Below are 14366 nucleotides of genomic sequence, written 5' to 3' on the forward strand. Positions count from 1 at the left end.
ACAAAAGGATAACGACGGCAACAAACGCCGAGAGTATTATTGTCGAAGCAGCCGAAATGTTCAGAATGTAGTTTGCCATTCAATCTCTTATGCTCACACGTTGGATTCGGCTGAAGTTCACCTTTCAACAATCCTGTTTAAGGCATGAAAAACGCATCGTTAACGTTCAGTTAACAATTGGGCGGTTCAGCTTGTTTTAGAGCGTCTGACGGACGTAATTAGGGCCTCTGCGCCAGTTGGCAGCACCACAAATTTCAACGATCCGAGGCTTCGACTGTTTCAATCTGCTCTCTGACGTATCGTCATGAGCATCTCAACTTCGCCGTCGACAATTCTACCTGTGGGGCTAAAGCCAAACCGTTCATAGAGCGGCAGCGCGCTTCCCGGTTCATCGACAACGCTTATGACCAGATTTGCACGACCTTTTTGCTGAGTCAAAGCCGACGCAAACTCCAAAGCAGAACGCCCATAACCTTTCCCTTGGTAGGCTTGGTCGACCATCAGTCGCCAAATGTAAATCCCATCCGGGTCGTCACCTTCATCCAGATCCGCATCGGGATGTGACATATCCACGATTGCCAACAATCCGACGGGAGTTTCATCCTCCCAAATGCCATAAATCTCTGATCCCGGCTCAAACATCGATTGGGCCATTGTCATAAGGTTCGATGCAACAAATGTAGCTTGTTCGTCGTGCACACTAAGCGTTGCCAACGGACGGAGAGATTCCCGTATCAAAGGTCGAAAATCAGGCATGTAAAAATCCTATGCGAATAAGGTAATACTGTGAAGTTCGCCGGGAAGCGAAGACAGGTAAGGAACCCCTGCTAAAAACCGCTAACTCGCTCCAAAGCTAGTTCTAAGTTCTTGTGAAGCGCGTCACTGACACATGTCCAAGAATCGACCACCCTTACCTCACTAACAGATTTGCGTTCATTTTGAGTTTCGAACGTGCGATTTCACCGGCCCAAGATTTGTGTGAGGGCCTATCAGTGAAAGGTAATGGATGATGTCTGGTGATGAATTTCTTTTCAACAATATCAATGAAGCGGATGCACAATACATTGGAGAAAACTTGTACATCTCATCTACAAGCGTAGAGAGGTGGGGTTTAGACGAAGATTACGTGCCAAGTGTCACGAATAGCGAAGCAAAATTTCAGTCGCTGCGTTCAACTGCCTTCGGCATCGAAGACTTGCCCAATGAAGCGCCCGCTGAGTACGAGTTCACAGGATTCATGGAGGATGTGTTTTTTTAAACACCATTTGCCAATTAGTTTAAGTGGCAACAAACCGAAAGCCGTCTGGCAATAAACTACTTTATACGCGCGCTCTAAACCTAACCTTTTTGCTATGTGCATTGCGGGAGAATTCGATTTAATTTTTCACGCGCACACACGACTCGGCCCATAGATACGGCTTAAATACACTGATTGTTTTTCACCCTGGGGCTGCGCTAAACGTGGATTGTCAATCCAGTTTAACCTCCCGTCGCCCCTGTATTTCGCCTGTATTAACAGGGCCAGTATTAACCGGCGTTGTGGGTATCGGTTATTCGGGGAACTGCGAAAAACTCAGAATTGAGCATGACCCCCTGCTACATTCGCTACATCTGCTACAGGGGATACCAGACCAGCTAATCCAGCTAACCGGCGCAGGCGTAATTTATAGTTTTGCCGCTAGAACGACGCTTGAGTGCCCAATTTCACTTACTTCGGACAGCTAAGGTGTTTGAATGCAGTGAAACTATATTAGCGGAAGATATAGAAGTCGCACCAAACGAACAGCCGCACCAAACGACAGAAGACACGGCCGCGGAAGAACGAAAACCCGACGCTCAAAAAAAAGAAACTTGAGACCTGCATGAGCTACCAGGTCTGCTTAAGCTGGACAGAACGTCTTTATCTTCCGTCTGAACACGCAAAGCATAACCTTGACAGTTAGGACGTGACTGGACGTATTCAGCCTGACTTACCAATTTCGGATCGATGCTCTATCGGAAGCAGCCTCCCGACTTGCGCTTTTACCAACTCAGTCGAATGCCTGTCTCTACGACTTGGAAGGTAAAACCCATCCGTTACAGTTGCTTGTATTTAGTGGTCAACGCTATCGGACCAACTATTAGGGTGGCCTAGAAATCCATGTTGGCCGCATCGTCGATTTTCCTCGACAAGTATTCGATAAACGCTCTCATTTCATCCTCACTTTGCATCGCTCTCTGGTATGTCCCGTCGGTCGCGTACGTCAAAACACAAGGGAAACCGGTTTCGATGTACTGTTTGGCAGGTAACCTTCCTCCTGACCAAAGCTGGCTTAGAAAGCTGTCAATTCGAGCATAGTCGCTTTCCCAGTCCCTAGAACCATCAGTGCCAAATGCAAAACCAGATCGACTACCGCCGTCCAAAACTCTTAATGGCACCGCTCCCACACCAGAGTGGAAATCAAATGTTGAGCCGTCCTTTCCAAAAGAGCCGTGTGCAACATAGTTTCGCAACTGAACTCTCAGTTCTAAAATATCGTCGTAAGACTTCTTGTCAGCAGCTTCTGAAAGATCGAATACCAGTTTGCACTTTTCTCCGAATTCAAGCCTTAGAAGCTCAACAATTTCTTGCCCATTAGTGAGCTTTCCCATCAGTACAGCTATATGAACAAGGGCTTGTTCACACCAAGCAAAGAAGGCGTCTACCGCTGTTTCGTGTAGCCATAAGGATTGACGACGAAACTCATAGGCGGGGTAAGATGTTGAAGACCAACTAAATGAGCCGTCTTCGTTGTAGCCTTTCTCCACTACTGCGTTGTCTTTTTCTGCTTCGAATTTCTTCATCAAGGTTTCGCTTTGTTCCTTGAGAAAGGCATACTTGTCCCAGAGCTGTGGGCACTTTGAAATTAAATTAAGGTCAGAAGAGATTGATGCCTGTTCTGCTCTCCAAAGATAATAGGGTTTGGCTGCTCTCATCCCTTTCTTCAACGCAGCGTAGACGGCCGCACCGTCTCCACCCTCAGAGTATTCAATCTTCATCCCAAGTTTTGCGTATACTATGGAATATAGCCTACCTTTAAACTCAATCGGGATTATGTAAGCGACCTTCTCAAATGGACCCTTATACTTGAAGCCAAGAAGGTCCACGAGAAGCAAGAAGATGAGATAGTATTCGTTGTGAGGTATTCCTCTAAAGACCTTCAGATCGCCAGAACCGAAATTCGCCGACCGCGGTTTTTCTACTGGTGCGATTGCGCGATGTGCGTTCCCGCGCGTCTTTTCATGTGAAAACTGTCCCATGCTCTTGCTTAGGACGACCCTATCCTAAAGACAATTGCGTTAGGGACTGCTGAGAAACGTCCAGGCTTCATCACAACATGAACCTGCAGCTGTGCGCCAAAGCCTGAACCGGATCCCCCAATCAAACAGCCACGGAGACCTTCCGTTTCGTGCCAAAAGTCATTTTAACGGTCGAGAGCATTCGCGATAAGTTTGGCAAAGACTCGGAGCTCGTTGTTACCCGGATCCGGCATTGGTTTAAAGGTAATTCCCTCTTGTTCGATATAGCGCCGCGATGTCACATCGTGCTTTTCAAGAAGCGGTATCAGATGCGCATGCGCATGGGCGACATCACCACCCGAGTATTGAAAGGCCACTCGCTCAACGCCAAAAACCTTCTTCTGAGCGACCGCCAGTCTTTGCCCTAGCAACATGATTTCGCAGGCAATATCTTCAGGGATGTTTTCAAAGTATTCAATATGAGCCGTCGGAATGATCTGGAGATGACCCGGCCGAATTGGGCCAGTATCCATAAACGCCAAGATGCGGTCGTTACGAAACACCTGATGCGTGGGGATTTCTCCGGCAGCAATTCGGCAAAAAAGGCAGTAATCACTCATATTCCCAAAGTCGCCCAATGAAATTCGACATTATCCATCAAGCAACGTAGAATTTCCTGCATCGAATTGGAACGTCGGTATTGATCCCCAGAGCAGTAACTCGCATCAAGAATAACGAAAATCCGCAGTGTGCCCAAACTGTCGGATTCTGCGCTCCGCACCAATGACCGGAGTTCAAGCGTCCGATAGGCTAGATGGAAGTCGCTCAAGTTGACTTTGAAGAAACTCTTCAGTTTCTTTGCTCGCTAAAAACTTAGGGTTGTTGAGGTCCAAAATTTCAACATCATCGATTGGGGTCGTATTTTGAACGACACGGCTCACAACTTCCTGGTTCCCGGATCTTAGCGTTACTTGAATTACCAGCTTCCAGTTGTTCAAGCCTCCTAAGAAGTAGCGGCTAGGTTCAGTTACCTCACCGTCGAAGCGGTCTTTGAAGCTCCGAACAACATTGATAGTGGACGATGAATTGTTTCCCCAGACACGATGAATGAGTAACCGGTCATTCATGTATCTGGAGAAGATTGCCAAAGTCGGATCTTTTGAGCCAGTCTTCTCAATTTGATCCAGATCGTAGTAGCAGACGGCATAAGGTATTCGTTGAAATAGCTGATCGTTGATAACAATGATTTCGTACCATCCGCCAGCTCGATAAGGGTCATACACGTACGCGCCCACCTCCCCATTGTAGAGGCGAATAAGTAGGTCTGATGTGTCGTCGTCGACTACTTCTTTGCCTGTGATAATCTCTCTGAAAGTCATATCGGCTGGATGGTTTTGGGGATCGGCAATGTATGCGCCACTTCCCGCAATCCAATTCATTGTGTCGCCCTGCGAAACATGCTCTCCATGATGACCGAAGAACTCTATCCTCCCGCGGTTAATCCTGACTAAACTGAAGGCGACCGCATCGAGTTCTTTGGCGGAGAACTCGAGGGATAGAAGTCTCTCTATCGTTTCAAACGGCGCTTTGATGTGTGGCCTCAAGAAATTGTAGATTGAACGAGCAACAATCATTTGCCCGGCCCACTGAAAAAGACATCTTCGGTTGAACAGAATAGTTTTCTGAATATGGCCAGTGGTCGAGTAATTGGCTTCGTCAACTTGACCTTCTGAGATAAGCCACATCGATTTTGTGTCCGGAGAAGGCTGATCGTTGCTAAGCATGATATCGGAGACCATGATTGCACCTTCTGGGGTGATCTTTGTTCGAATTAATGTCATTCTTCGACCTGTAGTTGGCGCGGACAGTGAGTGGGGCGTTTCCCCTAATTCATATATTTTTCTAAAGTCCTTACACAGCTGAACATGAACTCCTTTCGTGTGAGGCTTGAAGCTTATCGCGAGCAGCAAGTATTTGTATTTGCGTCCTCGAATTCTGGAGTGCAAGGTCTGCTTTTGGTCGTCTCTGAACCTGTCGACGATGCACAAGGGCGTCAAGAAATCCTGCAAAGCAACAGCTGCAACACCTAGTGATGTAGGTCCACTTTGGACTACCTCAGGTCAAATTTCGAAGGCCGACGAACGACGATATTGAGCCCAGCTGTCGCCGCTCGTTGATCTACAAGTGAACGGAAAAATTGACGCTCCTCAACGGTTCCGATGATGTCCTGGCATTGTGAAACACGACGCTAAGTCCTGACGTGTTTTACTTCTGGCATCGACGTTAATGCCCAGAACCGAACGGGCAAAGCAACAGCCGCAACGATCAGCCCAAGCGTGTATCCAAGCCATACGCCGATTGCACCGTAACCTAAGAGGAAACCCATAATGTAGCTCGCCGGGAGAGCCAGTGGCCAGTAAGCTGTCAGTGTTATGATGGTGGGGAACCGCATATCTGACATTCCCCGCAACGCTCCTAACGCTGTTCCTTGAACACCGTCTGCGACCTGCAAGAGGGCGACAACAAAGAATAGCAGCACAGCTAAGTCCACGACAGCAGGATCGTCCGACATTGTTTCTGCCATGAAACGGCCGGCTGAAACAAAAATTATCGCAGCGATGGTTTGCCAAAGCGTTACCATGACGAGGGAGGCTTTGAGGATTGGCCTGAGACGTGATTGTGCGTCCTCTCCGACTGCTAGACCTACACGGATTGAAGCAGCTCCCGCCATGCCTAATGGGATCATGTAAGCCAACCCGGCCAGTGCGTTTACAATCTGGTGTGCTGCTAGAGCCTCGGCGCCGAGCCATCCCATCATCAAACCTACAATCGCATATCCTTCTTGGCAACCAGATGGAAGTGAACCTTCGCCGCGCAATGACGATTTCGGACGGGGATTGGTTGGCGCTAGTGGGAAGTCCCCTCGCAATAATCCTCTGGCTTATCGCAATCGCCGGTTTCGTGTTGCCCATGTTTGTTGGCCGTCGGGTTAAGGACCGCATGGATGCGCAGCGCCATGACGAAGAGGCATCGGTGGGGGATTAAACCCACCGGATTTCAAGAATGACTGGCTTCGGCCAACAAGGAGACAAAAGATGCGTATCATGACATTGCCCTGCGATGGCATCGGACCTGAAATCATGGCGGCGACTTTGGAAGTCGTTGAGGCCGCCAACAAGAAGTACGATCTGGGATTGACGTTTGAAGAAGAAGAGTCCGGTTTTACCGGCCTTAGGAACCACGGTATCACTCTGCGTGACGACGTGTTGGAACGTGCACGAACTGAGTTCGATGGAGTCATTTTAGGGACGCAGTCCCATATGGACTACCCGCCAGTCGTTGAAGGTGGTCGCAACGTTTCGGCCGGATTCCGTATCGGGCTCGATCTTTATGCGAATGTGCGGCCGGCCCGCAGCCGTGACTTTCTACCGAACAAAGCGCCCGGAATGGACCTTGTGATCATGCGTGAGGCGACGGAGGGATTCTATCCTGACCGCAACATGTACAAAGGCGTCGGAGAAATGATGCCCGATCCGGACATGGCGTTGTCGGTTCGCAAAATTACGCGACACGGATCAATGCGGATTTGCAGAGAGGCTTTCAAACTGGCCATGCAACGTAAGAAGAAAGTCGCCGCGATACACAAGGCCAACTCTTTTCTCATGACCGACGGCCTGTTTCTGGAATGTTTCCGCGAGGTGGCGAAGGACTACCCTGAAGTCGAAACCGAAGAGTTGATTGTCGACGCATTTGCAGCGCTGCTGGTTCGAAAACCGCACGAATATGATGTTATCGTCGCGACTAACTTCTACGGCGATATTCTCTCGGACCTTGCCTCTGAACTGTCAGGGTCTTTGGGGCTCGCTGGGTCGATCAATGCAAACGCTGAAACGGGCTTATGCTGCGCACAAGCACAGCATGGTTCTGCCCCGGACATCCAAGGGCAAAACGTTGCGAACCCGACATCACTTATTCTCTCCGCCGCTATGATGCTCATCTGGCTCGGCGAGCAGAAGGGTAGTCCGAAGCTTATGGAGGCTGGGCAAGCCATTGCGGATGCAGTTGATGCCGTCATTGATGATCCTGCAAAGCGCACCCGTGACCTTGGTGGCACCGTAAACACCGACACCTTCGGGACGCTTGTGGCCGAAATGGTCGCCAAGGAAACGATCCCGGCGTGATTGGATCTCCCGGTGGGCAAGCGTGCCCACATCAACTGGTGGCGTCGCTCCTTGCGGCGTCACCCGTCTTGAGCTGTTCACCTGGAGGCTTGGCGGAGATGTCAATCATAGCGGTGAGCGTTGGTCGCGATGTTGCGTTCGTCGGCGTGCATCATATTTTTAGGGTCTTGGCGGCGCTTGTTTTGGCACCTGTCCTCGTAGCGGCTTTCACAAAGCCTTCCCGACTTAGCAATTAAAGTTGGCCGAATATGAATGATGAGGACACGAAAATTAATGTGCTTGTACTCTAGCCATGGTGAAAGTTCATTTCGCATTGCGATGTTCAAGAGAGGCATATGAGTTTGTGATCAGCGGCTCTCGGGGTTGGAGAAATCCAGGTTTCAGCAGATACCACGCCCGAGAAAACGAGCCGCGTGAGTCGGCCTGATGGATTTTGGCCTTATCTAACGCGAAGAGTTGGTTCTTCGTATTTGCTGGTAGTCAGGTAACGTTAGGTTTGGAGTACAATATGGAATTACCAGCACTGACGTACGAAATGATAGCCGTATTGAGTTTATTGTCTTTTACGGTCTTACTTTTTGTTACCGAGATTATACGGATCGATGTCGCAGCAATTCTCGTAATGGTGCTGCTTGGCGCACTGAGCTATCTACCGGGGCTGGGTAATCTTGCCGATGTCTCCAGACTCTTTGAAGGTTTCTCCTCCAACGCTGTAATGTCCATTATCGCGGTGATGGTAATTGGGGCTGGGCTTGATAAGACTGGACTTATGTCAAAGGTTGCGGCCTTGATCCTCAAGAATGGTGGCACGACAGAGGCCCGGATTATCCCAATCATATCAACAACGGTTGGTGTCATTAGCTCCTTCATGCAGAATGTAGGAGCTGCTGCGCTCTTTCTACCCGTTGTTAGCCGTATCTCAGCACGTACGGAAATCCCGATGAGTAGGTTGCTGATGCCCATGGGGTTTTGCGCGATTCTGGGTGGTACAATTACATTGGTCGGGTCGTCGCCCCTCATCCTGTTGAATGACCTGATTGTTTCAGCAAACTCATCCCTTCCGGCTGACCAACAAATGGAGACATTTGGGTTGTTTTCAGTCACGCCTATCGGTGTGATGCTGGTGCTGACAGGGGTGCTTTACTTTGTGCTCTTTGGTCGTTGGGTCCTTCCAGCGCAGCGAGAGCGTGGAGAAGACGCAAGCTCAGCTCGGTCCATGCAGACCTATGTAGAAAACACCTATGGGCTTAGGGCCGATATGTTCGAGATACGTGTCCCTGAAGGCTCGATCATCATAGGGCAAACGCTTGCGGATCTGATGGTTGCCCATAACATGTACATTCTTGGTACATCCTATCGCGGCCACAAGGTCATTGCGCCAATGGCGGATACCAAGATCGAAGCCCCTGCGCGGCTCGCAGTGCTTGGCCTGCGTCGGGTGGTTGAGCATCAGTTTGCTGAGCCTTACGGATTAGAGATCCTACCCCAACTAGATGTCTTTGCGGATGATTTTGCCGCGACCCAATCGGGGGTGGCCGAGGTTGTTATTCCTCCCGGTTCTTCAGTGATCGGCCAGACTCCGATTGATTTGCGTCTCCGTCAGACACATGGTTTGTCTCTTTTGGCCATTCAGCGCGGAGAAGAAACACTGAGCCACGTTGAAACCGAGGATCATTCAGCCACGCATATCGGGCAAGTCCCTTTGCAGGCCGGCGACACGTGTGTGGTGCATGTGCAGTGGGACCGTCTGACACGACTGAAGTCGGACAGGGATTTTGTCGTCGTAACTTCGGATTTTCCCCAGGAAGAGTTACGGCCACACAAGGTCGGATGGGCGCTCGCCTTCTTCCTGATAGCGTTGAGCTTAATTCTATTCTCCGATCTGCGCTTGTCATTATGCCTTTTGATCGGCGCTATTGGCATGGTGTTGAGCCGGGTTCTCTCGATTGACGAAGCCTACGAGTCGATTAGTTGGAGTACAGTTTTTCTACTCGCTTCGCTGATCCCGTTGGGTCAGGCCGTTCAGAACACTGGCACTGCGGATTGGATTGCCGCGCATGTGTTGGCCCTCCTGAAGGGCTGGCCGATATGGTCGCTGCAAGCGGGAATAGCCGTTTTGGCAACGGCGTTCACGCTGGTCATGTCCAATGTAGGCGCAACTGTCCTGCTGGTGCCGCTAGCAGTTTCTATTGCCGTATCCGCGGGTGGCAATCCGGCTGTGTTTGCTCTCACAGTGGCAATTTCAACGTCCAACTCATTTTTGATCCCAACCCACCAGGTGAACGCGTTGATCATGGGACCAGCAGGCTACCGGGTGGTCGATTTTGTTCGCTCGGGCGGAATCATGACTCTCCTTTTCTTGGTTGTCTCAATGACCGGGCTTGCGATTTTCTTCTGAGCCGCCTCTCGGCGATCCGTACAGATGAACTCATAATATAAGGTTTTTGAGACCAAATTTTTTGGCGCGGATTCAAAACGTCTGCAAAAAGGGCCTCCTCCGCGAGGGACCGAAGCAATGCGTCGAAGTCAACCAAACCTGAAGTCGGTATACGCTGGAACTGGACCGTTTTAGTTTTATCGATCACTGTTGTCGGACTAAGACCGTCGGCAATTTTGGATAGTTCACTATGAAGTTCCTTCGTACACCGGACCACCAGTTTGACGGATTGCCAGATTTCGACTTTGGCCCGAACTATCTTGATGTGGATGATACCGAGGGCGGTCTTCTCCGACTGCACTATTTGGACGAGGGACCGGCGCAGGCACCGCCAGTATTGTTGATGCATGGAGAGCCAACCTGGTGCTTCCTGTATCGGCACATGATTCCGTTATTCAAAGATGCGGGTCATCGAATTCTGGCTCCTGATTTGATTGGGTTTGGACGGTCTGACAAACCCACTGAGCGATCCGATTACACTTACCAACGCCATGTGGACTGGATGTCCGAATGGTTGCGGAAAGTTGACCTGACGGGCATCACATTGGTTTGCCAGGACTGGGGCGGACTCATTGGCTTGCGGTTGGTTGCAAGTATGCCCGAGCGTTTCTCTAGTGTTGTTGTGGCGAATACGGCCTTGCCCACCGGTGACGTGCCCTTGGGTGAGGCATTTCTTTCATGGCGGGAATACTCACAATCCGTACCTGAATTTAATTCGGGACGCATCGTATTCGGCGGCACGACATCTAAAATTTCAGAAGAAGAGGTTGCAGCCTATAACGCACCATTCCCGGATGCGCGCTATCTGGCAGGCGCTCGAGAGTTTCCAGTGTTGGTGCCCGACACACCTGACAATCCAGCTTCAGAAGCCAACCGAGCCGCATGGGAAACCCTCAAGACCCTGAACACTCCGTTTCTGACTGTTTTTGGAGAAGATGACAGGGTCATGGCTGGCGTAGACAAACTGTTCCAAAGGTCGATCCCTGGGGCAGTTGGTCAAAATCATATCGTTGTGCCAAAAGCCGGGCATTTCATTCAAGAAGATGCTGGCAGAGAGCTAGCACAGGCGACTTTGAAATTCATTGAGCAAACATAGCGGCTATCAATTTAGTGTCTTCCCCTGCGGCCTCAACTCACACCAAATTTGCGACGCAAATGCTCGGCCAAGGCCGTTATGCGACGTGGTTGGGCTCGGCTCGGCGGAAACATCATTTGCAAAGGTTTCGGTGGTGGGAGGAAGTCGCGCAAGACAGAAACAAGTCTGCCAGATCGAACATCGTCGCCGACATCCAGCTCTGACTTCAAGACGACCCCATGGCCTGCGATTGCCCAATCGCGGATGAGTGAACCATCATTGACTATTCGATTTCCCTTTACTGATACGCGCTTGGCATTTGGTCCTGATCTAAACTCCCAAACGTTGTCTATCATGTCGCCAAACCTCATAACCAAGCAGTTGTGGTTTAATAGATCTTCTGGTTTTTCAGGCGTTCCGAATGAGGCCAGATAACTTGGGGATGCACATACGAAACGTTGGTAGCTTCCTAGATTTCGTAACCTGAGCGAGCTGTCTGTGATGTTGCCGAAGCGAACTGCGAGGTCGAAACCCTGGCCGACTAGGTCAACATAGCCATCCGAGAGGGATAGTTCGATTGAGACGGCAGGGTTCTCTTCGGTGAATTCGGCGACAACCTCGGAAACAATGCTCCGTCCCAAGTCAATCGGCGCGCTTATGCGAATTGGACCAGACAGAGTTTCAGCGCCGTGCCGAACAAGCGTATCCAGGTCCGCAACCTCACTGAGTAAGCTTCTTGCTCCGTCAGCGAGTGTCCGGCCTTCTTCGGTCAGGCTAATGGAACGGGTGGTGCGGTTGAACAAAACCACACCGTAATGTGCCTCCAGAGCCGCGAGCCGCTCGGACACTGTCGTGCTCGACATCCCTATCTCGCGCGCCGCAGCCACAAGAGTGCCTTTCTCGGCTATGGTCAGAAACAAGCGAAGATTGTCTAAAAGCATTAAACGGAAATTCCGGATTATATGTTCGATCCTGACCTGTTTATCCCGAAAGTACTGCGGCGTAAATCTTGCGCATCGCTCAAGAACACAAGGGACGTATTCCAATGGCCAAGCTGACAATCCTCGCCAACATCAAAGCCAACCCCGACAAGATCGACCTCGTAAAAGGTGAGCTGATCAAGCTCATCGACACAACCCGTGCTGAAGAGGGTTGCATTAACTACGACCTGCACCAGGACAACGACAACCCAGCTCATTTCGTGTTCTACGAAAACTGGGAAAGCCGAGAGCTTTGGCAAACCCACATGGGTGCTCAGCACCTTGCGGCTTATCTGGAAGCAACAGAGGGCGCCGTTGCAGAATTCACGTTGAATGAAATGACAGTCATCGGTTGATACAGAACCGAACAAAGGAGCACGCTATGAAAGCCGTGGGATACCGCGAGACAGGGTCAATTGATCGGGCGGACGCCTTGATCGACTTCGAGGCCGACAAACCGACGCCGAAGGGGCGTGACTTGTTGGTGAAGGTGCAGGCCGTGTCAGTGAACCCGGTTGATACGAAAATTCGGCAAAAACGTGCTCCTGCGGGTCCAGCACCTGATATTCTGGGGTGGGACGCAGTAGGGATCGTCGAAGCAGTTGGCGAAACGGTTGAGACTTTCAGTCCGGGAGATACAGTTTGGTATGCCGGGGCAATAAACCGACCGGGAACCAATGCCGAGTTTCATCTGGTGGATGAACGTATTGTCGGAGCCGCGCCAAAGTCCATACCGGCGAAAGCGGCTGCGGCGATGCCGCTAACGACGCTTACTGCTTTTGAGATGCTGTTCGACCGATTGCGAGTCCAAGATGCCGTTTCCGGCGGAACCAATACGTTGCTGGTTATTGGTGGCGCAGGCGGTGTCGGGTCAATCACCATTCAATTGGCGCGGGCTCTCACTGAATTGACAGTGATAGCGACGGCGTCCCGACCCGAGACACAAGACTGGGTTCGAGGGCTGGGCGCACACCATGTCATCAACCACGCAGAACATTTTGGCACACAACTCGAGGCTCTCGGTATCGAAAGTGTGGATTTCGTCTATTCAACAAACCATTCCCAGCTTTATGCGTCTCAAGCTGGAGAGGTGATGACAGCTCAAGGTCGCTTTGGGTTGATTGATGATCCTGAAACCTTCGACATCGCGCCGTTCAAACCCAAATCGATCTCATTGCATTGGGAGTTCATGTACACTCGGTCGCTTTTTGGGACTGGAGATATGAACCGTCAAAGCGAAATCCTGAATCAGGTCGCCGGGATGATAGATGACGGAAAGATCAGATCCACAGCGACCGATACACTTGGTAGGATCAATGCTACAAACTTAATGAAAGCGCATGCTATCCTTGAAAGCGGGAAGGCCAAAGGAAAGCTCGTGCTTGAGGGTTTTTAGATGAGAATTGAGCGGCTGGATCATGTGAATATCGTGACGACTAGGTTGCCTGAGATGGTTACTTGGTATGAAGAGGTCTTGGGTTTAAATCTCGGGGCCCGCCCTGATTTTCCGTTTACTGGAGCTTGGTTGTATGCGGGTGATCACGCCGTGGTTCACCTTGTGGGTCACGAGGGAACGCCTGATATCGGCTCCGAAGTGAAGCTCAAGCTCGAGCATTTTGCGCTCTCAGCCACAGGGTTGAGAGCATTCGAAGAAAAACTGATCTCGTGTCAAATCCAGTATCGCAAAACTGATGTCCCGGGGGCTGGAATAGTGCAAATCCATGTGGCCGATCCTGATGGAAATCACATTCACATAGACTTTGAAGAAACCGAGTAAGTGACTGACCCTCGAAATAGTCGGAACGCGAAATTAAGCTCGTTACGTCTTGCCGGTTAGTGGTTGAGATCCTTGCCGGGTTGCTTCCAAGAGCTACGTGGACCAACATTTTTTTGCGGTGCAAACGTCGATTGGGAGATCAGCATGCCGGACCTCGAAACAAACAAGAAAAACGTCATCGCTTTCTACGAAATGATGTTCAACGCGTGTCGACCTGCCGAGGCCATAGCAACCTTTGTTGGTGATACCTATACGCAGCACAACCCGCATGTTGGCGACGGCAAGCAAGCGTTTATCGAATATTTCGAGCGCATGGCTGCCGAATATCCGCGAAAGCGAGTGGACATCAAACGAGCGTTTGCTGAAGACGATCACGTTATTCTGCATTGCCACCAAATCTGGCCTGATGGTCTCGAGTACGCAGGGATAGATATTTTTCGCCTGGATGCTGATGGTAAGGTTGTCGAGCACTGGGACGTTCTTCAGGAAATTCCAGCAAACAGCGAGAATGACAATGGCATGTTTTGACTTCGCCGTTCTGACTGCGGAGCATGGAACTTAGGAAGCTCCTGTCTGCTAAACCACTATAGTCAAAGGGCATAAGTCTGATCCAAGAAACCCGCCGACGCGTATTTATCAGAAACCTTATAGCAAGGAG

At 50.5% G+C, this 14366-nt stretch carries 16 protein-coding genes; 10 read left to right on the top strand and 6 right to left on the bottom strand.

Annotated elements, in window-relative coordinates; translation table 11 throughout:
* Window positions 1-279: 279 nt before the first annotated feature.
* Window positions 280-756 (bottom strand): GNAT family N-acetyltransferase, encoded by a 477-nt coding sequence (locus tag ACR0NN_RS21305; protein WP_170746968.1) that lies wholly within the window; start codon window positions 754-756, stop codon window positions 280-282.
* A 253-nt stretch (window positions 757-1009) separates the two neighbouring features.
* On the opposite strand from ACR0NN_RS21305, the gene ACR0NN_RS21310 reads away from it, so the two are divergent.
* Window positions 1010-1258, top strand: coding sequence for a hypothetical protein (locus ACR0NN_RS21310; protein ID WP_170722447.1), 249 nt, complete (start codon window positions 1010-1012; stop codon window positions 1256-1258).
* A gap of 872 nt (window positions 1259-2130) precedes the next feature.
* Here ACR0NN_RS21310 and ACR0NN_RS21315 read toward each other — a convergent pair.
* The 4 genes from ACR0NN_RS21315 to ACR0NN_RS21330 all read right to left on the bottom strand — a co-directional run bounded on the left by ACR0NN_RS21315 (window position 2131) and on the right by ACR0NN_RS21330 (window position 6187).
* A complete protein-coding gene (locus ACR0NN_RS21315; RefSeq protein WP_170722445.1) occupies window positions 2131-3279 on the bottom strand; it encodes a hypothetical protein in 1149 nt (382 codons plus the stop codon).
* Window positions 3280-3443: 164 nt separating this feature from the next.
* Window positions 3444-3878: an HIT family protein gene (locus tag ACR0NN_RS21320; protein WP_480685496.1), complete on the bottom strand. Its 435-nt coding sequence runs from the start codon at window positions 3876-3878 to the stop codon at window positions 3444-3446.
* A 174-nt stretch (window positions 3879-4052) separates the two neighbouring features.
* A complete protein-coding gene (locus tag ACR0NN_RS21325) occupies window positions 4053-5099 on the bottom strand; it encodes a hypothetical protein (RefSeq protein WP_170722441.1) in 1047 nt (348 codons plus the stop codon).
* A gap of 407 nt (window positions 5100-5506) precedes the next feature.
* Window positions 5507-6187, bottom strand: a complete 681-nt coding sequence (locus ACR0NN_RS21330; RefSeq protein ID WP_480685498.1) for an MATE family efflux transporter — start codon at window positions 6185-6187, stop codon at window positions 5507-5509.
* Here ACR0NN_RS21330 and ACR0NN_RS21335 point away from each other — a divergent pair.
* From ACR0NN_RS21335 to ACR0NN_RS21355, 5 genes are all read left to right on the top strand, one after another.
* Complete coding sequence (locus ACR0NN_RS21335; RefSeq protein ID WP_170746967.1) at window positions 6112-6303, top strand: tripartite tricarboxylate transporter permease; 192 nt, start codon at window positions 6112-6114, stop codon at window positions 6301-6303. The genes ACR0NN_RS21330 and ACR0NN_RS21335 overlap by 76 nt on opposite strands.
* A gap of 50 nt (window positions 6304-6353) precedes the next feature.
* Complete coding sequence (locus ACR0NN_RS21340; RefSeq protein ID WP_170722434.1) at window positions 6354-7439, top strand: isocitrate/isopropylmalate dehydrogenase family protein; 1086 nt, start codon at window positions 6354-6356, stop codon at window positions 7437-7439.
* A gap of 38 nt (window positions 7440-7477) precedes the next feature.
* Window positions 7478-7675, top strand: coding sequence for an AbrB family transcriptional regulator (locus ACR0NN_RS21345; RefSeq protein ID WP_480685500.1), 198 nt, complete (start codon window positions 7478-7480; stop codon window positions 7673-7675).
* A 272-nt stretch (window positions 7676-7947) separates the two neighbouring features.
* Window positions 7948-9837 (top strand): SLC13 family permease, encoded by a 1890-nt coding sequence (locus ACR0NN_RS21350; protein WP_170722966.1) that lies wholly within the window; start codon window positions 7948-7950, stop codon window positions 9835-9837.
* Window positions 9838-10066: 229 nt separating this feature from the next.
* A complete protein-coding gene (locus ACR0NN_RS21355) occupies window positions 10067-10972 on the top strand; it encodes a haloalkane dehalogenase (RefSeq protein ID WP_170722422.1) in 906 nt (301 codons plus the stop codon).
* A gap of 32 nt (window positions 10973-11004) precedes the next feature.
* Here ACR0NN_RS21355 and ACR0NN_RS21360 read toward each other — a convergent pair whose 3' ends face one another.
* The gene (locus ACR0NN_RS21360; RefSeq protein ID WP_480617008.1) at window positions 11005-11997 is read right to left on the bottom strand and encodes a LysR family transcriptional regulator; all 993 of its coding nucleotides are present in this window, start codon (window positions 11995-11997) and stop codon (window positions 11005-11007) included.
* Here ACR0NN_RS21360 and ACR0NN_RS21365 point away from each other — a divergent pair.
* The 4 genes from ACR0NN_RS21365 (at window position 11997) to ACR0NN_RS21380 (ending at window position 14236) form a co-directional block, all read left to right on the top strand.
* Window positions 11997-12287 (top strand): putative quinol monooxygenase, encoded by a 291-nt coding sequence (locus tag ACR0NN_RS21365; RefSeq protein ID WP_170722418.1) that lies wholly within the window; start codon window positions 11997-11999, stop codon window positions 12285-12287. The genes ACR0NN_RS21360 and ACR0NN_RS21365 overlap by 1 nt on opposite strands.
* Window positions 12288-12313: 26 nt before the next feature.
* Complete coding sequence (locus tag ACR0NN_RS21370) at window positions 12314-13327, top strand: zinc-binding alcohol dehydrogenase family protein (RefSeq protein WP_480685503.1); 1014 nt, start codon at window positions 12314-12316, stop codon at window positions 13325-13327.
* Window positions 13328-13708, top strand: coding sequence for a VOC family protein (locus ACR0NN_RS21375; RefSeq protein ID WP_170722416.1), 381 nt, complete (start codon window positions 13328-13330; stop codon window positions 13706-13708). It begins immediately after the preceding gene.
* 144 nt (window positions 13709-13852) lie between these two features.
* A complete protein-coding gene (locus tag ACR0NN_RS21380) occupies window positions 13853-14236 on the top strand; it encodes a nuclear transport factor 2 family protein (RefSeq protein ID WP_170722413.1) in 384 nt (127 codons plus the stop codon).
* Window positions 14237-14366 lie beyond the last annotated feature (130 nt).

The sequence above is a fragment of the Ruegeria sp. BA2 genome, assembly GCF_056539605.1.